23 protein-coding genes are annotated in these 23741 nt (G+C 39.8%); 22 read left to right on the top strand and 1 reads right to left on the bottom strand.

Features of this window, described 5'->3' with window-relative positions; genetic code table 11:
- The first annotated feature begins 22 nt into the window (after positions 1–22).
- The 21 genes from QR40_RS14530 (at position 23) to QR40_RS14430 (ending at position 23173) form a co-directional block, all read left to right on the top strand.
- On the top strand, positions 23–1087 hold the full coding sequence (locus QR40_RS14530; protein ID WP_044295715.1) for an aldose 1-epimerase family protein: 1065 nt from the start codon (positions 23–25) through the stop codon (positions 1085–1087).
- 59 nt (positions 1088–1146) lie between these two features.
- Complete coding sequence (locus tag QR40_RS14525; protein WP_044295713.1) at positions 1147–3360, top strand: extracellular solute-binding protein; 2214 nt, start codon at positions 1147–1149, stop codon at positions 3358–3360.
- A 190-nt stretch (positions 3361–3550) separates the two neighbouring features.
- A complete protein-coding gene (locus QR40_RS14520) occupies positions 3551–5329 on the top strand; it encodes an MATE family efflux transporter (protein WP_044295712.1) in 1779 nt (592 codons plus the stop codon).
- A gap of 66 nt (positions 5330–5395) precedes the next feature.
- Entirely contained in the window at positions 5396–6502 is a 1107-nt protein-coding gene (locus tag QR40_RS14515; protein ID WP_044295710.1) for a hypothetical protein, read from the top strand.
- Positions 6489–8657: a SpoIIE family protein phosphatase gene (locus QR40_RS32300; RefSeq protein WP_242858536.1), complete on the top strand. Its 2169-nt coding sequence runs from the start codon at positions 6489–6491 to the stop codon at positions 8655–8657. The genes QR40_RS14515 and QR40_RS32300 overlap by 14 nt, the downstream gene beginning before the upstream one ends.
- A gap of 1 nt (position 8658) precedes the next feature.
- Positions 8659–9066 (top strand): ATP-binding protein, encoded by a 408-nt coding sequence (locus tag QR40_RS14505; RefSeq protein ID WP_044295708.1) that lies wholly within the window; start codon positions 8659–8661, stop codon positions 9064–9066.
- A gap of 23 nt (positions 9067–9089) precedes the next feature.
- On the top strand, positions 9090–9590 hold the full coding sequence (locus QR40_RS14500; RefSeq protein WP_044295706.1) for an RNA polymerase sigma factor: 501 nt from the start codon (positions 9090–9092) through the stop codon (positions 9588–9590).
- A 98-nt stretch (positions 9591–9688) separates the two neighbouring features.
- Positions 9689–10534 carry a DUF7005 family protein gene (locus QR40_RS29900; RefSeq protein ID WP_052430863.1) on the top strand — a complete coding sequence of 282 codons (846 nt, stop codon included), beginning with the start codon at positions 9689–9691 and terminating at the stop codon, positions 10532–10534.
- Positions 10535–10593: 59 nt separating this feature from the next.
- Entirely contained in the window at positions 10594–10887 is a 294-nt protein-coding gene (locus QR40_RS14490; RefSeq protein WP_044295704.1) for a Nif11-like leader peptide family RiPP precursor, read from the top strand.
- Between the two features lie 52 nt (positions 10888–10939).
- Positions 10940–11266: a hypothetical protein gene (locus QR40_RS14485; RefSeq protein WP_044295702.1), complete on the top strand. Its 327-nt coding sequence runs from the start codon at positions 10940–10942 to the stop codon at positions 11264–11266.
- A gap of 47 nt (positions 11267–11313) precedes the next feature.
- Positions 11314–11610 (top strand): hypothetical protein, encoded by a 297-nt coding sequence (locus QR40_RS14480; RefSeq protein WP_044295701.1) that lies wholly within the window; start codon positions 11314–11316, stop codon positions 11608–11610.
- 26 nt (positions 11611–11636) lie between these two features.
- On the top strand, positions 11637–11963 hold the full coding sequence (locus QR40_RS14475) for a Nif11-like leader peptide family natural product precursor (protein ID WP_044295699.1): 327 nt from the start codon (positions 11637–11639) through the stop codon (positions 11961–11963).
- A 20-nt stretch (positions 11964–11983) separates the two neighbouring features.
- A complete protein-coding gene (locus tag QR40_RS14470) occupies positions 11984–12277 on the top strand; it encodes a hypothetical protein (RefSeq protein ID WP_044295698.1) in 294 nt (97 codons plus the stop codon).
- 171 nt (positions 12278–12448) lie between these two features.
- On the top strand, positions 12449–13363 hold the full coding sequence (locus QR40_RS29895) for a class I SAM-dependent methyltransferase (protein ID WP_052430862.1): 915 nt from the start codon (positions 12449–12451) through the stop codon (positions 13361–13363).
- A 6-nt stretch (positions 13364–13369) separates the two neighbouring features.
- Positions 13370–15211, top strand: a complete 1842-nt coding sequence (locus QR40_RS14460; protein WP_044295696.1) for a YcaO-like family protein — start codon at positions 13370–13372, stop codon at positions 15209–15211.
- Between the two features lie 16 nt (positions 15212–15227).
- Entirely contained in the window at positions 15228–17024 is a 1797-nt protein-coding gene (locus tag QR40_RS14455; RefSeq protein ID WP_044295694.1) for a YcaO-like family protein, read from the top strand.
- Positions 16996–18015: a radical SAM/SPASM domain-containing protein gene (locus tag QR40_RS14450; protein ID WP_044295692.1), complete on the top strand. Its 1020-nt coding sequence runs from the start codon at positions 16996–16998 to the stop codon at positions 18013–18015. The genes QR40_RS14455 and QR40_RS14450 overlap by 29 nt, the downstream gene beginning before the upstream one ends.
- A 21-nt stretch (positions 18016–18036) precedes the next feature.
- Entirely contained in the window at positions 18037–18234 is a 198-nt protein-coding gene (locus tag QR40_RS14445; RefSeq protein ID WP_044295690.1) for a hypothetical protein, read from the top strand.
- Positions 18235–18292: 58 nt separating this feature from the next.
- The gene (locus QR40_RS14440; protein WP_044295687.1) at positions 18293–18802 is read left to right on the top strand and encodes a hypothetical protein; all 510 of its coding nucleotides are present in this window, start codon (positions 18293–18295) and stop codon (positions 18800–18802) included.
- Between the two features lie 11 nt (positions 18803–18813).
- Positions 18814–20973, top strand: a complete 2160-nt coding sequence (locus QR40_RS14435; protein ID WP_276325438.1) for an NHLP family bacteriocin export ABC transporter peptidase/permease/ATPase subunit — start codon at positions 18814–18816, stop codon at positions 20971–20973.
- Between the two features lie 10 nt (positions 20974–20983).
- On the top strand, positions 20984–23173 hold the full coding sequence (locus QR40_RS14430; RefSeq protein ID WP_044295685.1) for an NHLP bacteriocin export ABC transporter permease/ATPase subunit: 2190 nt from the start codon (positions 20984–20986) through the stop codon (positions 23171–23173).
- A gap of 6 nt (positions 23174–23179) precedes the next feature.
- Here QR40_RS14430 and QR40_RS14425 read toward each other — a convergent pair whose 3' ends face one another.
- The gene (locus QR40_RS14425) at positions 23180–23386 is read right to left on the bottom strand and encodes a hypothetical protein (RefSeq protein WP_152614216.1); all 207 of its coding nucleotides are present in this window, start codon (positions 23384–23386) and stop codon (positions 23180–23182) included.
- 54 nt (positions 23387–23440) lie between these two features.
- Here QR40_RS14425 and QR40_RS14420 point away from each other — a divergent pair, with 54 nt between their 5' ends.
- On the top strand, positions 23441–23737 hold the full coding sequence (locus QR40_RS14420) for an STAS domain-containing protein (RefSeq protein WP_200889753.1): 297 nt from the start codon (positions 23441–23443) through the stop codon (positions 23735–23737).
- Positions 23738–23741: the final 4 nt, after the last annotated feature.

The raw sequence follows: 23741 nt of genomic DNA, 5'->3' as shown, positions 1-23741 counted from the left end.
ACACGCAAAAGGAGGTCGGCTGATGAAACAACAAGATGAGATAAAATACGTAGGAAGCATGCAGCAGTTAGCATATGTCCGTCCGATTGCATGGCAGGAGGGGCGGGCCCATGGCATGAAAGGGTTCGACGTCCAAAATGGAGCGCTGCATTTTCAGGTAATGACAGACAAATGTCTGGATATCAGCTCATTATCCTATAAAGGAATTAATTTCTGTTTTCTTGCAAAACAGGGCTTGATAGGGCGGATGGATTATGATACCCATGGAGAAGAGGGCAGAAAAAATCTTATGGGCGGCATGATGTTTACCTGTGGATTGGAAAATACCTGTCTGCCCTGCCAGGATAAAGATGCATCCTATCCGATGCATGGCAGAATCCGTTCTGCTCCTGCTGAGCATGTAGGTGCCGATGCGGACTGGATCAACGGCAGCTATGTAATCAGCGTAAAAGGACAGATGCGGGAAGCTGAAATATTTGGGAAAAATCTCGTATTGCGAAGAGAAATAAAGACCATATACGGGCAAAAAAGTATTGAAATCAGCGATACGATAGAGAATCGTGGATATCAGAAGGAAGTTATGATGCTGCTTTATCATATAAATGCCGGATATCCGTTCCTTGACGAAAATGCACAGGTTATACTGCCCAGCAAAAAAATGATGCCAAGGGATGAGGCTGCAAAAACGAACATGGAAGCATGGATGAAGATGGAAAAACCCAGGGATAATGAACCGGAGCGGGTGTATCTGCATGAATTGTATGGAGATGAAAATGGCGATACATTTGCAGCTTTTGTCAATACCCGGCTGAAGCTGGGGCTTTTAATAGAATTTAATAAAACATATCTGCCAAATTTCGTACAGTGGAAATCCATTGCATCCGGAGACTATGTAATGGGGCTGGAGCCGACGAATGCCAATGTATATGGGAGAGTAAATGAAGGGGAACAGGCTCATAGTTTGATGCCGGGGGAAAAAGAGGTAATAAAATTAAAGTTAACGGTTTTGGAAGGAGAAGAGGAACTGGGTCGATTATATCGGAAAAAAGTAATGGAAAATAATGTTTTAAAGACAGTACTATTGTGAAAGACAGCTTATCTGTGATAAAATGTAATTATATGGAAAAGCAGCGCGGAGGAAGAAGTATGTCGACAATAAAGGATGTTGCAAAACTTGCACAGGTGTCTATCGGAACAGTATCGAATGTCATCAATGGGAAAACAATAAATGAGGATTTGATCCAACGGGTGGAACAGGCAATGGAACAACTGTCATACCGCCCGGATGCCAATGCAAGGAACTTAAAAATCACCAAAAGTAATATGATTGGCATCATTCTGCCCAATGTGGTGCAGCAGGAGTATGCAGTTTTTCTGGAAAAAGCAGAGAGTCTGTTGAAGAGTAATGGCTATGAAATTTTTTTAAAACTTGGTAAAAATAATAAAATGATAGAGAAAAGAGCTATAGAAAGCTGCTATAACCAGGGTGTGGCAGGAATTCTGATCTATTCAAATATCAAAAAGAAAAGAGAATTCTTTGAAAAAAACTCTGAGGCCCCTATGGTTGTCATTGGCAGAACGGTGATCCCGGACCTGGAAGTTGACCAGATTGTGATCGATTACCGGGAAGCATTTGAAAAGGCACTGCGCAAGCTTAAGGAACAGGGAATGCAAAAAGTAGGCATCATTATGGAGAAATGCCTGCTGGAAGGGGGCGGACTGTTAGAAATCTACTATAAATACTATAGTAATCAATCTATGGTGAAAACAGTAGATAGCAGCAGAGAACGGGGATTTCAGGCATTTTTTGAGTTATATTATGATTTTCCTGAACTGGAGGCGGTGATAGCGGGAAGCGACCTGACAGGCCAGGGAATAAAAAAGGCTCAGAAGATGCTTGAATTATCTGATGTACAGAATATTGTAATAAAAGAAAGCAACTGGATTGAAGACGAAGAAGAGTATGTGGCACAGTTATCCGTACCGTTTGAAGAACTGGCGAAAAATGCTGCACAGCGTTTGATTACGGCAATAGAAAATCCAGCCATTCATGAAGTTCTTACAGAGATAGTCTATGCTACTTATGACCAAATAGACTCGAACAGAGATGGCATTTCCAAATCAAAGGCAAAATTGCGCTTCGCCATGCTGGATGGGGTTTCCGCAAGAAGCCTTCAGATGCTGGCACCCGTTTATGAAAGAGAGAGCGGTGCTGCAGTTACTCTGGAATTATTTAAATACGATGAGCTGGAAACGCTGCTGTATGAACATGCAGAACGTAAAGACAGCAGTTATGATGGATTTATGCTGGATATATCATGGCTGGATGGTATGGTGGAGACTGGGTATGTGAAGAATCTGGATGAATTTTATCAAAAGAACAAGCCTTATTTTGAAGGATTTGTCAAAAATACATTAAGCAGTTATGCCATGTATGTAGAATCATTGTATGGCATACCATTTATGTCAGGTTTTCAGCTTTTATTTTACCAAAAAGATCTGTTCGAAGACCAGTCGCTCAAAATACGTTTTAAAAGAATGTATGGAGAAGAACTGGAACCGCCAAAAACATGGGCAAAATTTAATTCCGTAGCGGAATTTTTTACGAAGAAATATAATCCCCATTCACCCGTGGAATATGGTGTTTCTTTGAATCAGGGTGTGAATGTATATACGTCAATTAATTATTTGAACCATCTTTGGGCGTATGGAGGAGAGGTCATAGATGAAACAGGCAGGGTGGTAATTAACAGTAATCAGGCGATTGCAGCACTGCGGAATTTTAAAAAAAGTTTTCAATATACTTCCGGTGAGGAAAAATATTCATGGGTTGATATAGCAGATGAGTTTAAGAAAGGCAATAGCGCCATGGTGATTCTGTATAACTCTGATGCAGGTGATATTAACAATTATACGAAGTCTAAAGTGGCAGGTAATGTGGGTTATTCTTTAATACCGGGAGGAACTCCGGTACTTGGAGGCTGGAGTCTGTCACTGAACGCTTATGGCAGGCAGCGGGCTGAAGCAGGGAAATTTTTATTATGGGCTTGCAGTAATGCGAATGGGATACCTATGTGCCTGCTTGGTGGATCAACACTTAGAAAGGAATATTATGAACGGGCAGGACAGGACAGCCTTGAGCCATGGAAAAATCATGTGCTGAAGAGTTTTGAACAAAGCAGAAGCCGCAGGTTCCCGGAAATTAGTGATGACAGTAAGCATAAGAATAAAATCTATACTAAATTAATCCCCAGAGAAATACAAAGAGTAATTAATGAGGAAATTTCAGAACAGGAAGCAGTAGCAAATATGGAAGCATCCATTAAAAAGCTGGTATTTGATTCTGGCTGTGGAATTTAATCGCTGCGGACCGGCAGTTTAAGACCGGGCATGTATGATAAGCAATTATCATATATGCCCGGTTTTTTGTGTATGTCCTCCAGGCGTTTGATACGTGGTAAACAGCACACTTTCGTGGTAAATGGTAAATAGGCAGAAGGTCCTTTCTTGTATAATAGTTATTAGATATTTGATAAAAGGAAATATTAATATGGAAAAAAATAATGACTTTTTTATCCGCTCTACTTTCCGAACTTATCTGATTCCATCTATCCTGGCACTACTTGGAACCACGATTACGGTCTTAATAGACAGTGTTATTATTGGTAATTTCATAGGTGAAAAGGGATTGGCTGCGCTTAATCTGGTGAAGCCGGTATATTTTACATTTATGACATTGGGGTCCCTGATCAGTGTGGGGGCAGCGGCAAATGCATCGGTCTATATTGGCAAAGAGGATCGAAAGAGCTGTGATAATATGGCTTCTCTGGCACTCATTTTATCTCTTGTGGCAGGACTTCTGGTTACAATTCCCGGATTGGCTTTCCTGCCGGCTATTGTCCATGGGCTGGGGGCACAGGGGGAATTATATGAGATGGCGTATGACTATGCTTTCGTGATGATGGCGGGGGGATTGTCGGTTGTTTTGATGTACTATCCCTTTAATTTTTTAAGAGTAAGCGGGCGTCCCCGGATGGGTGTCGTGATGTTTATGCTTATGGCGGTTCTGAATGTGGTGTTGGATCTGGTTTTCCTGCTGGTGTTTCATATGGGGATGGGCGGGATGGCATTTGCTTCCATACTGAGTACGGCGATTGCGGACATTGCAGGCTTTTTGTTTTTAAGATTCCCAAGCCGCTGTTTTCCGTTGCAAAAGCCATTCCTGGTGTGGAAAAGCATGAAGGAAATTGTGGTTACAGGCAGTTCCATGGCATTGAATAATTTCTGCAATATTATCCGCACGATGGTTTTAAACTGGATTTTATTCCGGGCATTTGGAAATGATGCCATTACTGCTTTTGCTATGACGGCTACGGTGGGGAGCTTTATTACAGCGGTTATCTCAGGAGTATCCCAAACAATTACGCCCCTGATCGGAGTCTTTTACGGGGAAAAAGATAATACCAGTATCCGGACTACGATGAAAATGGCTTTTCAAAGCGGAATCGGCATCATCCTGGCTGTAACGGTGGTGATAATAATATTTCCACAGCAAATCAGCCAAATGTTTGGGATACAGGGAGGGGAAGTCCTTGCCTTATCTGTGGCGGCTCTCATTTGCTATGCGCTTAGCCTGGCTTTGTCGATGGTAAACAATATATTTATTTTTTTGTTTTTTACGACCGGCAGAAATCTGCTGGCAAATGTAATTACATTTTTCAGGGCATTCGGGTTTGTTACCCTTTTTGCAATGCTTTTTTCAGAAGCTGGTTTTTTAATGGGAGTGTGGTCTTGTTTTATCCTTGCGGAAGCAGCGGCTTTTCTTGTGATGCTCATGTGGGTGGGGCTCGTGCGTATCAGAAATAACAAATTTTCCGGGCTGTATTTACTGGACAGAACCTTTGAGGACAAAGGAAAATATCTTTCTTTTTCGGTACCCAATAGAGTAGAGGAAGCGGTGGATGCTTCCATAAAGATCAATACTTTTTGTAAAGAAAACCAGTTGGATGGGAAGACGGCAATGATGCTTAGTTTGTCTCTAGAAGAAATGCTGGTTATTATTTTTGACCATTGTTTTGAAGAAAAAGAGACACAGTTTGTGGATATCCGCATTTTTGTAATGCCGGGAACAGTAGTGCTCCGTATGCGAAATGGAGGAAAGATCTTTGATCCTGTTCTGTATTATGAGAAGAAAAAGGAGCAGGCAAAAGGCAAAGTGCTGGATGATGACAGCCTTGGAATACGGCTTATTATGAAAAAGGCGGAACAGGTATCGTTTAATCGGACATTTGGCGTCAATAATCTGACGATTGTAATTAAGACTGTATAGCTTTTAGATGACCTTAGACGTTATCGTGAAAGCCTTAAGTACACATGGAAAAGGAGCAGATAAAAGATGCAGGTACATCATAGAGAAACAGGTGAGCGTTTGGAAATTTCTTTTCGGACGTTAGCGGACAGGGATGCTGAGGGCGTTATTGAGTGTATCCGGGATGAGTATGGGGAAACTTATTTTAAAAGGGATTTTTATAATCCGGAGTTCATTCGGGAAGAACACAGGGAAGGAATCATTACGTTTCTCGTGGCGGTGACGGATATGGATGATGTAGCGGGCGTAATGATTTTGAAAAAGTTTTTTCCCTATGAGTGCATGATCGAAATTGCAACGCAGATATTCAAAAAGAAGTACCGGGGATATGGGCTGGCGGAGCATATGTTTGATTATGGCATGACTTTACTTCGGGAGATGCCCTGTTCAGCGGTCTATTCCCTTCCCGTTACTTTTCACGCGATATCCCAGCGGTTATTGCGGATGAGGGGGCTGATCGGCTGCGGCTTTATTTTTTCAGTTTTTGATATGGAGAAGATACAACAGTCCTATGGAAAGCGAAGGAATATCAAGCACTCACAGGGGATTCAGATTCTGGCAAAGGATAAAACCAATGCGGGAACACTGTATATACCATCGGAACAAAAGGGATTTACCGGATGGCTGTATAAAAAGCTGGGTGTAACCTTTCGTTTGGCGGATGTACCGGAGGATAGGGCGTGGAATGCAGGAGACTGCACTGGCATCTGTGGGAATAGAAGTGAGTCGAACCCACACGCTGCCTGCCAGGTAATGAAGACCATTGATCGGGTGCAGAGCAGTGCGGCAATCACGATCTATAGAACCGGAGGAGGACTGAAGGATTATGTGGACACGATATTAGAAGAGTATGGAGGCCTTGTGAATTTTACGATAAATGCATTTCTGAATGTAAACGATCCGGGGGCGGTTGACGCATATTTCCTGTTGAAAGAGAAAGGCTTCTTTTTTGCCGGATTTAAGCCTCTCTGCAGTGAAAATGAATTTATGGTTATGCATAATCCCCTGGAGGTTTCGATTAATTTTGAAGATTATGTATTAACGGAAGAATTCCGTGATCTGAGCCAATATGTGGAAGTGTTTTATGAGGAAAGGCAAAAGGGCGGTATGGGAGGCAGGAATGATGAAGCATAATATCAGGAAAAAGGTTACTGCGGCAACGATTTTAGTAGCAATGGCAGCAATTGTTATCATCAGTGGGGTAACGGTTTATGGAATGCTTTCTATGAAATCCCACACGGTACAGACAAGCAAAGAACTGGGACATCAGGCGGGGGATGATGCCAAGGCGGCATTGATCAGTCAGGCAAAACAAAAAATTGCAGACGTTGCCCGGGAAAAAGCCAAATATATCGAAACAAAATTTAATTTTACGAAGACATACGTAGAAACCATAGCGGATACTATGACATCTATTTACGATAATCCGGATGAATATCCGAACCGGTCTGTACAGGAGCCTGTAAAAGGAAATACAAACCTGACGGCCCAACTGATGTTTTCTTCCACCGTTAAGGATAAGAACGATCCGGATATACAGTCTGAAATACATAAAATAGCTAATATCAAGGATATTTTGGTGCAGATCAATGGCCATGACGAGGTAGTGGCATCCACTTATGTCGCTACGAAATCCGGAATTGTAATAATGGCGGATTATATTTCTTCGGCAAAGTTTGATGAAGGTTCAGATGTGCCGAATCCATATGAAGCATTTTTGCGTCCCTGGTATCAAAAGGCAGTGGATGAACAGAAGCTTATTTTCACCGATATCATTAAGGACATCCATGGAGGAGGCTCCGCAATTATCTGTGCAAAGCCTTTTTATAAAGGAGAGGAATTCATGGGAGTTGCCGGGGTAGGCTCCTATTTGACAGATATCAATGATGTGGTTATGAATACGGAGGTGGGCAAATCCGGCTATGCATTTCTCATCGACAGCGGCGGAAAGGTCAATATATCCTCAAAAGAAAGTGGTGAAGTAGGGGCTGACCCGGATCACGTAACAGATCTTCGCCAGAGTGATAATACAGAACTGGCTGACGCGGTCAGGAAGATGGTGGCTGGGGAAAACGGGATTGCAGAAGTAACCATAGATGGCAAAAAGGTATACCTGGCATATGAACCGCTGACAACTTTGGGCTGGAGCTTTGCAACTGTTATTGAACAGGAGGAAGTTATTGCTCCGGCGATTGAGAGCCAGGACGGAATTATGAAGCTGACGAATGGTGCAATCAGCAAGATTAACCAGAATATCGGGATGGTACTGATTATCTTAATCATCTTAATCCTGATTGTATTACTGGCGATCTTCTTTTTGAGTACTTCTGTTGCTAAAAAAATAACGGATCCCATCGTGAGAGTTACCCAGGCAGTACAGGGAGTGGGAGATGGTAATCTGGAATACAATCTGGAAATCCATACCGGAGATGAAACAGAAGAGCTTTCCAATGCGTTTCAGGAAATGACTTTAAAATTAAAAGAGTACATCAGGAACCTGACAGCGGTGACGGCAGAAAAGGAACGAATCGGAGCGGAGTTAAATGTGGCAACCCAGATTCAGGCAAGCATGCTTCCCTGCATTTTTCCAGCATTCCCGGAGCATAAAGAATTTAATGTATATGCAACGATGCAGCCGGCTAAAGAAGTTGGGGGTGACTTCTATGATTTCTTTCTGACGGATGAACAGCATCTGGCGGTAGTAATGGCAGACGTATCAGGTAAAGGCGTTCCGGCTGCGCTGTTTATGGTTATTGCAAAGACTTTGATTAAAAACCATACCCAAAATGGGGAAGAACCCTGTGAGGTTTTTACCAACGTGAATAAACAGTTGTGTGAAAATAATCAGGCGGGGATGTTTGTTACTGCATGGATGGGTATTCTGGAATTAGACAGCGGCTTGTTTACTTATGTTAACGCAGGGCATAACCCGCCTCTTCTGAAGCGGAAAGGGGAAAGCTTTGCCTACCTGAAAAGCAGACCGGGATTCGTACTGGCAGGTATGGAGGGAATCCGTTATCGGCAGAACCAGATTCAGCTGAATCAGGGAGATCTGCTGTATCTGTACACAGACGGCGTTACGGAAGCTACGGACATTTATAATGAACTATATGGAGAAGCGCGGCTGCAGGAAATCCTGGATAAAAATGCAGCTCTTCCTTTGGAAGAAATATTAAAAAATATCAAAAACAATATAGATCTGTTTGTAAAAGGCGCTCCCCAATTTGATGATATTACAATGCTTGCATTAAAGATCCATGAAAGAGATGAAAGAAAGCTGGAGGTGTGAGATGAAAGAATTGACCGTACCGGCAAAAACGGACCGGCTGGATCAGGTACTGGAATTTATTGAAGATGAATTAAACAAAACAGACTGCCCGGCAAAAGTGAAAATGCAGATTAAAGTTGCAGTGGAAGAAATCTACGTTAATATTGCAAATTATGCATATCCCTCCAGGGCGGGTATTGCAACAATCCGCTGTCAGATTACAGATGATCCGAAGCAAATGGTGATCCACTTTATTGATTTTGGAACGCCTTACAATCCTTTGCAAAAGGAGGACCCGGACATCACTCTGAGCGCTGAGCGAAGACAGATAGGTGGACTTGGGATACTCATGGTGAAGAAAATAATGGATCATTTATCCTATCGGTACGTGGGGAGAAAAAACATTCTGACCTTAAAGAAAAACATTTAAAAAAGCAAAAGAGAGGTGTAAAAATGATAGACTTGCGTAAGGAAAAGGCTTTTAAAATGGTGTATGAACATTATTATGACTATATATATAATTATTTTTACTATCACACTTTTCAGAGAGAAGTTACAGAAGACCTGACCAGTATCACCTTTATGAAAGTGTTGGAAAAAGGAAACCTCTATGATGAAGAAAAGGCCAAAGTTGTAACCTGGCTTTTAACGATTGCAAAAAATGTATGGGTGGATCATTTGCGGAAGAAGAGGAAAGGGATTATATCGATGGATGATTTGATTGATCGGGAAATGCAGGAAGATAAGGATAGATATAATCAGGTTGATGAGCAAGTTGACATACAAAGAATACTTTTTGAGTTGTCTGAGAGGGAACGACTGATTATTGTATTGCATTATTATATGAATTTATCTTATCGTGAAATTGCAATGCAATTAAATATTACGGAAAAGTGTGTTAGCGTTACTGCCAGTAGAACTCTAAAAAAAATACAGAAAAAATTAAATATTTGAAAATTAATGTAGGGATTCTTGAAACTGTTACGTATAAAAAAGCATAAGAAGAATTTACCAAATTGCATAGGTTACATACTAAAGGAAGGACATAACGCATGGATAGATTATTTCAAAACAGATTGACAGCTGAGGAACAGAGTTGTCTTCAGGAATATTGTAAAAATGTATTTCACTTTTCTAATTTGAGCCGTGATGATTGTGATGATGCATTACTTCTTTGGAAATGGGATCAAGTGTTTACAGAGGCTGAGAAAAAGGGAGTTGCCAGTGCAATAAATAATTACCTCATTCAGGATGGCCCGCATATTAAATTTTTAGCACCCGATCAGATCTCACTGGAAATATATCCTTCACCTGCAGGGTTGATACCAATTATTATGGCTCCAAATATCCATGATTTTGAAAATTTAGTTCGCTTTGTTGTATATCAGGGAAGAGAAGTTAGAAATTTAGATAAAATTGGAGCCATGTTTGCATTTGGAAAAACAAAGCGTTTTATTATTTTGTCTCAGAAACCCTATAGTGGAATTAGTGCGGATGAAATGAATTTATCGGATGTGGAATGGAAAAGGTATTCTCGGTTAATACGATGCGGACATGAATGTACGCATTATTATACGAAGCGATATTGGGGATCAGCCAGAAATAATCTGCATGACGAATTAATAGCAGATTTTATAGGAATCTTAGAAGCTTTTGGCATATACAAAGCGAAATGGTTTCAACAATTTTTAGGAATTGGAGGAAGGTCAGGTAAAGAAGGAAGACTTTGTGTCTACGTGCAGGATCTGCCTCAAAATGTGGCGGCACAAGTTGAAAAAATTGCGATAGAAGCTTCCGATTATTTAGAAAAATGGTCAGTAACAGATCAATGTAAGCAGATGACAAATTCAGAAAGAATTTCATTTTTGTGCAGCAAATGTATTCTAGACTGGAAATAATTGTTTCGAAAAAAATTTGCATAAGCGAATTTTTATATAAAATTAGAGGAGGTAATAAAATGAATGAGCAGTTAAAAAAATTTTTTGGAAAGGTTTCTGAGGACCAGTCGCTAAGAGAAAAATTGGTTGGCTGTAAATCTGCTGAAGAGGCATACCAGACAGCAATTGAAGCAGAAGGGGGATACACGCTGGAAGAATTCCAAAAAGCCATGGAAATGGTTCAAAAAGCAGCACAACAGGATAGTGAATTGTCAGATAATGATCTGGATGGTGTTGCCGGAGGTCTTGACACAACAACTTGGGTTGCTATAGGGGTAGGTATTGGTGCTCCGGCAGCGGCTGCAGCAATGTAACTATTTACAATCGTAACAGTGAATAAGCAATATTTATAAAGGAGAGTACGCAATGAATGAAAATTTAAAACCTCTATTTGAACAGATAGCAAAAGACAATGAATTAGTAGAAAAGTTTAAACAGTGCAAAACAGCAGAAGAAGGATATGAACTTGCATTAACAGTAGCACAGGGCTATACACTGGATGAGTTCAGAGAAATCATGAAGAAGATTGACCAGCAGGTAAAGTCAACAGAAGGCGAGCTTACAGAAGCTGATTTGGATGGAGTTGCAGGTGGATTGTCTACGGGAGACTGGCTGATTATCGGCGGCACTTCTGCAGCAGGCGTAGCTACAATTACAGGCGGTGTTATTGGAGCTGCAGCAGGAGGTGTCTGACAGTCAAATGTATCGGCCAAAAGCATACTACATATGGAGGAATTTAGATGGATAATAAAATAATCGAAGTACTAAAAAAAGTAGAAAATGATCAGGAACTTTCCAAAGCATTATCTGAATGCAGAGATCCTGAAAAAGCTTTTGAGTTAGTTGGCGGCAGTGACAGCGGAATTACGATAGATGAATTTAAATCCGCTATGCAGGAGTTACAGCAAAGCTGCGAATTAACAGAAAATGACTTAATGGGAGTAGCCGGTGGAATGAGTGAAAATGAAAAAATTATTGCCGGATCCGTAGGTATTGCAGTTGGAGTTACGGCTACAGCGGCAAGTGCAGCCATTTAATAGAAAGATCAAAGAGGATAATTAAAATGAACGAAAATTTAAAAAAACTTTTTGAAGTATTAAAAGCAGACGAGAATATTTCAGAAAAATTTTCTGCTTGTAAAACTCCGGAAGAAGCATACCAGACAGCACAGGAGATTGTGGACGGATATAGTTTTGAGGAATTTAAGCAGGCGATGACAGAAATTGATAAGCTTGCCAAAAAAGAAAGTGGTGAACTTTCTGAAGCAGATCTGGAAGGAGTTGCTGGTGGATCTGATTTGGAGTTGGGATTAACGATTGCCGGTAGTGTTATCGGAGGTGCCGGAACAATTGCAGGTGCAGCAGTGGCAGCTTCTGCAGCTTCTATGTAATATGGAGGAGATTGAAAAGAATGAAAGACGAATTATTACAATTGCTGAAATTATTAGAAGCTGATGAGGCATTTGCAAATCAAATGAAGGATTGCAGATCAGAAGATGAGGCATATTCTTTGGCAGCTAATAAAGTGGAAGGTTTTTCAAAAGAAGAATTTAAGGAATTAATGAAGAAAATACAAATATCCCAGAACGGGGAACTGTCAGAAGATGACCTGGCAGGAGTTGCAGGCGGATTGTCAAATGACGAATGGATGGCGTTAGGCAGCTTTGGTATTGCAACAGGAGCAGCTGCTGCATCAGCGGTATAAAGTAACTTTTGATATCTGAATGGGCTGCAAAGTCAGTGTAGTATTTGCAGTCCATAATGATTTCTAAATTTTGTGTGTATGTTTTTCAAACTAGAGCGTTGTATAGATAAAACTGTATCAAATTTTTGATACAGCTTTAGTCTTTATAGGGCACTGGAAACAAGAGAGGAAATGATTGTAATGTTATCATGGTCTAAATATTTTCAAAATCCAACTTACTTGGAGCTTACCAGAAAACATCTGATATCTGAAGAACTGCGCCCAGTGATATTGAATTACTGCGGTATTCATAATGAGGCAAAGGTGTTGGATGTGGGCTGTGGAACGGGATATTTCAGCCGTTTTATTGCAGAGGGAAATAAGACTGCCCATGTTGTCGGATTGGAATTTGAACAAAGTTTTATTGAATATGCCCAAAATGAGGCCAAAGAAAAGTTATTAGATATCGCCTTCATTCAAGGTGATGCATTGCATCTGCCATTTGAAGATGAGTCTTTTGATGCTGTAACAAGCCACACTTTTCTTACCAGTGTGTCAGATACCTCTAAGTCTTTGAAGGAGATGATGCGGGTTTGTAAAAAGGGAGGAACAATTTCTTCCATAACTGCAATGTCCTTCGTTCCATCAATTTTTCATAACGGTTATTATAACCGGGAATGTCTCTGGGTTGTGCCGCTGGCACGGCTTAGTGATAAGATGTGGAGAATGTATGAAGCGGTAAATCCTATTAAAAATTATATGAATTCTACTGCAAGTGCAGAGATCCCGCACTTATTTGCTATAAGCGGATTAAAAGAGATTTGTGCGTATCCTATTGGTAAGCTGTTTTCGCTTAGTAATGCCCTGATTTCTTATGAAGAACGAGTAGCATATTTGGATCAGACTTTCGAATCAGAGCGTCAGAAACTGGACACATATCTAGAATTAAAGGAGGCCCGGGAGTTTTTTTCAGAAGAAGATGCAAGAGAGTATCTTACCCTCTTAGAACAAAAGCACAATTATTATAAAACACATCCTATGGAAAATGAGATTTGGGAATGGACGGGTGGGGCAAATGTATTGATATCAGGAAAAAGAAAGGAATAATGAAGTATGGAGACATTTCAATATAAAAAATTTAAAGACAGCGCACCGGATGAAACATTGTATCATATCCAGTCTATTCTTCATAAAATCGGACTTTTAACGATACATGAATGGATTGAGAATGAATACGAGGGCTGTTATTCTAACCGGGTATCCATTTATCCCACACAGCTAGGAACAAATGGAAAGGGCACAGATCGTATTTTTGCATTGACCAGTGGATATGCAGAATTAATGGAACGCATACAGAACAATATTCTGTATATAGGGGAATTGGATTCTGAGGATAAAGCATTTAAAGGGTTTATACAATTTCCAGATCAGATATTATTATCTTTTGAAAAGATAATAGATGAGAAAAATATATTTATGGAGAATTTATTTGAGCATCTCAATTGTACCAATATGCAAGAAAAGAAGAATGTATTGAGGCGTTTTGCAAATATTAAAAACGGAACTGATACAGAGAGTTTTTGTATTCCTTTTGTGAACCTTAAAAAACAAAAGCTAGAATATTTACCTTTGGATATGCTATTTGCTGTTCATGGAAGTAATGGAATGTCTGCCGGAAATACTATGGAAGAGGCACTGGTGCAGGGAATCGCAGAAATTTTTGAACGATATGTAAATCGAAAAATTTCTATTGAGCATATCTGTCCACCATCGGTTCCGCGGGAATACCTAAAGGTTATCCCTTCCCTCAATGCACTGATTGAAAAGATTGAGCAAGATTCCAAATACCGGGTTGTTGTAAAGGATTGTTCTCTTGGTAAAGGATTTCCGGTTGTTGCAATTGTAATCATTAATCAGCAGACGGGCACATTTGGAGTAAAATTTGCTTCACATCCATCATTCTCAGTAGCATTGGAACGTACACTTACGGAAGCATTCCAGGGTAAACGGTTAGAACAATTTACTGCGGCAAATACAATAGGAAATGAAAAGCAGGTTGCACACAGGGATAATATATTAAATATGATGAAAATAGGTAATGGAGTATTTCCTAAAGAATTTTTATCAGGAACTCCTGATTATGAATTTTCTTCTTTTGATCAGAACAGGGGGAAAAGCAATGCTGAAATGCTAAAAAATATGCTAAATCTTATAGAAGCAGAAGGTTATCAGGTTTTAATACATGATTCTTCTTATTTAGGTTTTCATAGTTATTTTACCGTTATACCGGGAATGAGTGAAATGTATCCTATTGACTGGCTACGTATCAGGGAACAGCAGACTTACGCAAAGCTTGTAGATTCACTTAGTCATTTACACAGCTTGAATGAAGAAGAATTGGAGAGGGTAGTACGTTACATAAGCTTTAAAGAAAATTCTATGCTGGAAAATCAGATAGCCTGGATGTCAGGACGTCCCTTCACGAATCGGTTTCCTGGGAAGGATTGTGCCACTATTCTATTGAAGGCATTGTGTTTATATCAGCTTGAGAAATATCAGGAAGCGGTATCAGAGTTTAGCAGGGTGGTATCCTACTTTGAGCAGAATGGAAAAGAATCGGAAAAAATATTTTACCGCTGTTGCTATCATTTTATGTATTATCGTGCCCTTGGAACCAGTGCAGAGGTATGTTCAGCATTAGTAAAAGAATTGTTTGATGAAAATATGTCAGTAAAAGTTATAGATCTGCTGTATCATCCAAAAGAAACGATTAGCCGCTTTTATCCTACAATGAATTGTTTTGACTGTGAGCACTGCGGCATGGCAGAGCAAGGATGTTGTCAGTATCCAGAGATCTCTAAGGTCATAAGAAAGATAAAAAGTGCACTTGCAGAACATATTCCCGATCAGAAACAGCTTCTGGAGAAATTAAATAATTGTTTTCAGATAGGCTGAGAAAGGTGGAGTATCAATGTTGATTGACAGTAAATTCAAAGAAGATCATCCGTTAAGTACGGTTAACAAAATACGTAATATATTATTCAAAGCAGGAATATTTACTGTGGAACAGTGGACTGATTCAGGTATTAAAGGCTGTTATTCTGTGAGAATTGAGATTGCTGGTTCTCATATCGGACAAAATGGAAAGGGTGTAACAAGGGAATTTGCATTGGCAAGTGGATATGCTGAACTAATGGAGCGGATTCAGTCTAATTATTTTTATGTTGGCGCATTTGATAATGAACTGAGGGCGTATAATGGTTTCCAATATGCACCGGATGAAAAAGAATTTGTGATAGAAGAATTTATGAAGTCATATGAAAAGCCTTTGCGGCCTATGACTGACAGGCTGCAAAAAAAATCCGGGCTGCATGATGGAAAAGAGGTATATCAACAGTGCCGCTATGGAGATACGTTACAACATGAGATGGATTTTTCAACTCTTCCTTTTCAAAATCTACAGACTGAGGAGATAGTATACATTCCCGTTCCCATACTTCGGGATATATATGCTACAAATGGTACCTGTGCCGGCAATGTACGATGCGAAGCTATTGTACAGGGCTTATCTGAAATCATAGAGAGAAATCATAATATGCAGGTATTGACCAAACAAATCACTCCTCCTGTGGTACCAGAGGATTATTTAATGAAGTTCCCTGTGTATTCTGTAATCCAGAATATTCAGAAGGATACAAAATGTAAGTTGATTATAAAGGATTGTTCTCTTGGAACAGGTTTTCCTGTTATTGCTGCTGCACTTATCAGTAGAGAGAGTCATAAGTATATAGTGAAATTTGGGGCACATCCTGTTTTTGAAATTGCACTGGAAAGAACTTTGACCGAAATGTTTCAGGGGAGAAGTATTGCAGAGGCAACGAATGCATCTGATTGTTGCTATAGAGAAAAAGAAATCCAATCTTTTGATAATATGCATAATGTTTTAAAAAATGCATCAGGAAAATATCATTATTGTTTTTTCAAAGATGACTCTGATATTCCGTTTAATCCTTTTGAGGATCGTACTGGATTGAATAATTCAAACCTTTTAAAATACTGCACAGATTTTTTTGAAAAAAGGGGATACGAAATTTTTATACGTGATTGTGGTTATATGGGTTTTCCAACTTATCAGTTGATAGTTCCTGGGTTTAGTGAGATTTATAATTATGGTTTGACACGGTTAAAAGAAAAAAGTTCTCAAAAAGCGGCAGGAGAAACTCTGTGTCGGTTAGAGAATGCAACAAATTCAGATCTGGAAAGGGTATATCGTTATTTTAGGTTTAAAGAAAATTTTTCGATGGAAAACACACTAAGTTTTACTCTTCGTCAGCCGCTTTTATTAAAGCCTGCCCAGGATATAGCAGGTTTCTTCTACATCGAGCTTTGTATAGCGGTACATCTGGAAAAATGGAATGAGGCTGTATATTTAGCGCAAATATTAGAACATTTTTCGACAAGTGATAAAGTATTCTGTCAGGGAATGCAGGAATATGCCAGACGTATGGTTTGTAGAAATGATTCAGATGAGGCATTGGCGGGGATAGAGATTTTTTACCCTGTGGAAATCCTGGGTAAGATTCAAAGTATTATAAACTGGAAGAAATGTGCGCAGGATGTGGCAGAGTATTGTCGGAGCTTAACATTCAGCGATAATAAAAGCAGTGCTTATATAGTACTTCAGGATACTGTTAGAAAACTAAAAACTATGCAAACAGTTCATGCAAAGGAGGTATCCAATGAAGTCTGTAATTGCTCCGAAATATAACCGACAGGCAGGGGAAACACAGATAGCGTTAAAGGATATGCCGGATGTGGTTACCCTTTGGGCTACCGGAAGATGCAACTTTAAATGCCGGTATTGTATACAGTCGGCAGACGAAAAAGTAAAGCGTTTGGAGAGCTTTCCAATCGACCAGATGATGAGCTGGGATACTTTCCTAAAATGTGTCGGGCAGATTCAGGAGTTTGGAAAAAAAATGAAGGCTATTGTTTTCTGCGGAGTGGGAGAACCACTGTTAAATCCCAGACTTGAAGAAATGATAAGTTATATCAAACAGAATCATGTTGCTGGATATGCAGAAGTAGTGACAAATGCGGCACTTCTGACAGAAGAGCGGTCACTTGCATTAATTGATGCAGGACTAGACTTTCTGAGTGTTTCGATTCAAGGGGTATCAACAAAAAGTTATTTTGAAACCTGTGGGGTTTCTTTAAATATAGATACCTTAGTTAAACGACTGACATTTTTTGCTAACCACAAAACTAATTGTCATTTACATGTTAAAACCGTGGATATAGCATTGAAAAATAGACAGGAATATCAACAATTTGCGGATTTGTTTGGAGATATTGCAGATTCTATTTTTGTTGATCATGCGATCCCTCTATTCAAAAATATTGATTATACAAAAATACTGGTTCAGGAAAGGGATCAGTATACAGGGGAATTGCTTAAAAGACAGGAGAAGCATCCATGTGCACTCTTATTTAACGCTGTGTATGTACAGCCGGATGGAAGAGTTGTCCCATGCTGTACTACGCCGAATCCAGTAATTTATGGGTCGATTTATGAAGACTCCATAAAAAGTATATGGGAAGGCAATTTAAGAAAAAGATTTATGATACAGCATCTAAAAGGAAACCGTAAGACCTATTCAGCATGCCGTGATTGCGTGCAGCCGGAAATATTAAGCAGCCCTGAAGGGGTTGCCAATTTGTGTATAGAAAACATGATTCATGAATTATCAAAAAAATAGAAAATGTGCAGAGGAAACGTTATGGAGGATTTTGAGAAAATAATTGAACAATTATTAAGACAGCAAGATCCTGCCCGCATGACGGAAGATTTCAAAAATGAGTTATGGAAAAGACTGCAAGAAAAAATGAATCAGGAAATTTCAGATATGAATGAACTTGATCAGGTTGCAGGGGGAAGAGTCGAGCAGGAAGAAAAAAGGACACCTTGGGAATTTTGAAAAGGATGAGTGTAAGGCAATTTGTGCTGCGTTATAGCAGCACGGAATGGAGAAAATTATGAATCAAAAGAGTATTTTTAGACAGAAGAGCCTGGATACAGTTGAATCACCGGAGCAGTTAGATGAATATATCCGAGTGTCAAATCCTCGTATTTGGATTATTTTTGCAGCTCTTGTGATTTTAGCAGCGGCATTCGTGGTATGGAGTATTATTGGAACTTTACCTCAGACACTTAGCGCAAAAGGTATTACCGTATCTAATAATGTGGTCCAATGTTACGTTGATGTATCTGAATTTAGTATGGATTTAGAAGGATGTAAAGCAAATATTGTGATGCCCGATGGTTCCAGTGTGGAAGGGCAAGTAAAAGGGGTTAGCAGCAATCCATACTCCGCAGAGGAAATATCTGATTCTTTGAGAAGTGACTGGATGACTGAAAATGTAGTTACAGGCAATTATGCCTATCAGGTAGATGTGGAATTGCAGGAAGAGGTAAAACCGGAAGTATTGGCAAATGTAACGATAGTTACGGCGGAAGTGAAACCTATTGTATTCTTACTAAATTAGGAGGTGTACCTTTGTCTGACAATAGAAAAAGATGTGTAAAAGTGCCTGTTATTATGCAGATGGAAGCGTTGGAATGTGGGGCCGCCTGTCTGGATATGATTATGGCCTATCACAGAAAATGGGTACCGCTTGAACAGGTTCGTGTGGATTGTGGAGTATCCAGGGACGGAAGTAAAGCATCTAATATGGTAAAGGCTGCAAAGGCATATGGACTACAGGTAAAAGCCCATAGGTACGGGATGGATGCTGTTCAAAACAAAGTAAGTTATCCTGCAATTATTCATTGGAATTTTAATCACTTTGTTGTACTGAATGGGTTTAAAGGAAACAAGGCAATTCTTAATGATCCTGCACGTGGACAGGTAGAAATATCTTTGGAGGAATTTGATAAGTCTTTTACTGGGATCTGCCTGGAATTTGAGCCAAGTGATACTTTTGTACAGGATGGCAAGAAAGACAGTGTATTAAAATTTGCTGCAAAAAGATTGCACGGAAGTTCGTTATCCATTGTTTTTGTTATGTTAACAACCATTTTGACAGCATTTATCAGTCTTTTGACTCCGGTATTTTCAAGAGTATTTACCGATTATATTTTAACGGGACAGAGTTTGGGGTGGCTGTCTAATTTTCTTGCATTTATGGCTGCAGCTATCGTATATTTATTAATTGCGGGTATAATCAATGAAGTATATATCTATAAAATTAAAGGTAAAATGTCCATTGTCTCTAACACCTCATTTATGTGGCATACGCTTCATCTGCCTATGAATTTTTTTGCCCAGCGTATGGCAGGGGATATTGCAAGCAGGCAGCTATTAAATGATGAGATTGCCGAAACTTTGGTGGCAAGAATAGCTCCTGTTTTGATTAACATGGGCTTATTAGTATTTTATATGATTATTATGCTTCGTTATAACGTTGTTTTGTCATTGGTAGGATTTGCAACAATCGCCATAAATCTTTTATTAGCAACAATAATATCAAAAAAGAGAATACATATAACCAGAACGCAGATGAGGGATCAGGGGAAAATGGATGCTTCTACCGTCTCAGGAATTGAAATGATAGAAACCATTAAAGCTGCAGGTGCAGAAAATGGTTTTTTTGAAAGATGGTCTGGATTTCAAGCTTCTGTAAACAAAGCAAAAGTTGATTTTGCCCTTACAAACCAGTTTCTTGGAGGAATACCTGCAATGATTCAACAACTGTCCAGTATAATAATTCTTGCATTAGGGGTCTGGATGATTATAAAGGGTAATTTTACGGTAGGTATGTTGCTGGCATTTCAATCTTATATGACACAGTTCCTGACTCCGGTAAATGATTTGCTGGAAACAGGACAAAAATTGCAGGAAATGAGAACTTCCATGGAACGTGTGGATGATGTTATGAAATATAAGAAAGATGGGATTCTATTAACTATTCAAGATACCCAGGAGATATTTGAAAAATTAGATGGCAGCATGGAATTTTGCAATATAACATTTGGTTATTCAAAATTAGAAGAACCTCTCTTGAAAGATTTTAACCTGACGTTAAAAAGAGGGTCAAAGGTTGCATTGGTGGGTTCATCAGGGTGTGGCAAATCGACCATTGCTAAGCTAGCCTGTGGACTATATGAGCCATGGTCAGGAGAAATTACGTTTCAGGGGAGGCCGCTTGGCGAAATTCCTAAAGAAATATTCAATTCTTCTCTTGCTGTGGTGGACCAGGATATTACTATGTTTGAAGATAGTATTGCAGATAATATAAAGATGTGGGATAAGTCGATTGAAGATTTTGAAATGATTATTGCGGCAAGGGATGCACAGATTCACTCAGATATTATGACAAGAAAAGGCGGCTATAGCCACATGGTATCAGAAGGAGGAGCAAATTTCAGTGGAGGACAGCGTCAAAGATTCGAAATTGCCAGGGTACTTGCTCAGGATCCAACAATTGCAATACTGGACGAAGCAACCTCTGCATTGGATGCCAAAACAGAATATGAGGTCGTTAAAGCAATTCAAGACCGTGGAATAACCTGCATTATTGTGGCACATCGTTTATCAACTATCCGTGACTGTGATGAAATTATAGTGTTGGATCATGGAAGAGTAATGGAACGAGGTACACATGAACAATTATTGCAATTAAATGGATATTATACGCGGTTGATCACGACAGAATAGGAGGCATGTTATGGGTTGGTTTGACAGCCAGATAAAGGAACGGCTGCAATTTGATGCCGGCGAAATGAAAAAATCCTATGTAAATCTTGCCAATATCGTAGGAAAGAAAGAAAAGACAGATTATGGGCAACTGGAAAAAGAAGATCAGTCAAAAGATGCGGTTAGTAAGATCTGTAAATACTATGGTGTTGAAAAAACAGATGTCCCCGAAAAGATGGAGGGTATGAATGAGCAGATAAGATTTTTGTTTGAACCAGCAGGTATTATGTGGCGGCATATGTGTCTGAGAGGCAAATGGTGGAAAAACAGTATGGGAGCGATTCTGGGTGAAACACAGGATGGCAGGGCTGTAGCGCTTATACCAAAGGCATTTAGCGGATATAAATTTTTGGATTATAAGAGCGGAGAAGAGATAAAAGTAGACAGTAAAACCAATGAAATTTTGAAAAAAGATGCGGTTTGTTTTTATAAACCCTTACCCCAAAAAGAACTTAGCGGGAAAGATCTCATCCTCTTTTTGTATCAGAATATTGGACTTGACGAGAAAATACTTTTACTGGCAGCGGCACTATCCGTTACACTTCTGGGGTTGATTACGCCAGCTGCAAATACGTTGATCTTTAGCTATATTATTCCTTCCGGGCAGATATCAATGGTTCTGTCTATAGCATTTTTATTATTTGGTGCGGCTATTTCTACATTCTTAATGAATATTACTAAAACTCTTGTTCAGACAAAAATGGAAACAAAGATGAGTGTCATTTTGGAGAGTGCGGTAATGGGAAGGGTAATTAATTTGCCGGTTCAGTTTTTTAAAAACTATAATTCTGGTGATCTGGCAAACCGTGTAAGAGCTTTGGAAAATATCTGTACGATTATAGCAAATGGCGTGCTGGGAATGGGGTTAATGGCAATATTTTCACTAGCGTATGTTATCCAAATCATACAGATCTCACCTCAATTAGCAATGACAGCATTTTTAGTAATATTGATGCAGTTATTAATTGCATTTTTGGGAGCGTGGGGACAAGTAAAGATCATGAGAAAAAAAATACAGGCATCTTCAAAAGTAGAAGGAGTGGTATTCGCTCTTTACTCAGGTATCCAGAAAATAAAGATGTCTGGAAGTGAAAAAAGGGCATTTGCAAAATGGGCAAGTGTATATCAGAATAAAGCAGAAGCTGAGTATAATCCGTCTATAATTGTAAAAATACAAAAAGCGATATCACCGGCACTGGCGCTGTTTGGAACGATGATTATTTATTGGGTGTCAGTAGTAACTACTGTTTCAGTAGCCGAATATGTAGCATTTAATGTAGCTTATGGAATGGTAAGTGCTGCAATTTTATCCCTTGTTGATACAGTATCTGTTGTAGCCATGATTAAGCCTATCCTGGAACTGGCACAGCCAATTCTCAAAACCCCGCCGGAAATCAGCGAAAACAAAGAGATCGTAAAATCGGTCTCAGGAACTATTGAATTAAACCAGGTTTCTTTCCGCTACCAGGAAGACACACCGTTAATTATTGATGATCTGAGTCTGAAAATAAACCGGGGCCAGTATGTGGCAATTGTAGGGACCACAGGCTGTGGGAAGTCTACTCTGATGCGCCTGATGCTGGGATTTGAGAAACCGGATACCGGAGCGGTTTATTATGATGGCAGGGATATCCAGAAGGTGGATTTGAAATCTCTCAGGCGGCAGATCGGTGTGGTCATGCAGAACGGAAAACTTTTTAGCGGAGATATTTTTTCCAATATTACTATTTCAGCCCCGTGGCTGGCTTTGCAGGATGCATGGGACGCTGCGGAAAAGGCCGGAATAGCACAGGATATCCGTGAAATGCCCATGGGGATGTTCACAATGATTGGAGAAGGAGCAGGAGGGATTTCGGGGGGACAGCGCCAGCGGTTAATGATTGCCAGAGCCATTGCACCGAAACCAAAGATTCTGATGCTGGACGAGGCAACGTCTGCCCTTGACAATATTACCCAGAGACAGGTATCCGATGCGCTGGCAGAATTAAAAAGTACCAGGATCGTTATTGCACACAGGCTGTCTACCATTAAGGCCTGTGACCGGATCATTGTATTGGATAAAGGCCGGATTATTGAGGATGGAACCTATGAGGAATTAAATGCAAAGGGAGGATTTTTCTCCGAATTGGTAAAGAGACAGCAGATCAAATCGGAGGAATAGATCGGCTTATTTTATAAAAGATGTGGTAAGTGGCAGAGTTTCGTGGTAAATGGTAAGCCGGACAGCCGGAATATTATTTATAATTGAAAGTAACATGGAATTACACAGGTGCAGTGACAGGGCGGGAAGTTTCTCCTTTTCTGCCATTGCATTTGTATAATAGGGCTGGAAGAAAATAAAATGAGGAAAGGATGCCACCAGTGATTCTTTCAACCGGTCAGAGAGTGGCAGTATTGCATGCAGTTGCGATACATAATGAGGATAAAAATGAACATTATAAAGGTAAATGAAGGATGTAAGTTATTATTGGAATTAGAAGGGCGTCTGGACACAATGACAGCGCCACAGCTGGAAAAAGAGCTGGAGGATTCGCTTAAGAATGTTGCAGAACTGGTGCTGGATATGGGAAAGCTGGACTATATTTCTTCAGCCGGATTACGTGTCTTGTTAGGAGCACAGAAGCAAATGAACCGCCAGGGATCTATGGAACTGCATCATGTATGTGAAGAGGTACAGGATGTTTTTGATATGACAGGATTCAGCGATATCCTCACAATTGTGTAACGAA

Origin of the sequence: Robinsoniella peoriensis, from assembly GCF_000797495.1 — a bacterium.
Taxonomy (GTDB): domain Bacteria; phylum Bacillota; class Clostridia; order Lachnospirales; family Lachnospiraceae; genus Robinsoniella; species Robinsoniella peoriensis.
Note: the sequence above shows the minus strand (reverse complement) of the source record. Positions and strands in the feature narration are given on the sequence as shown.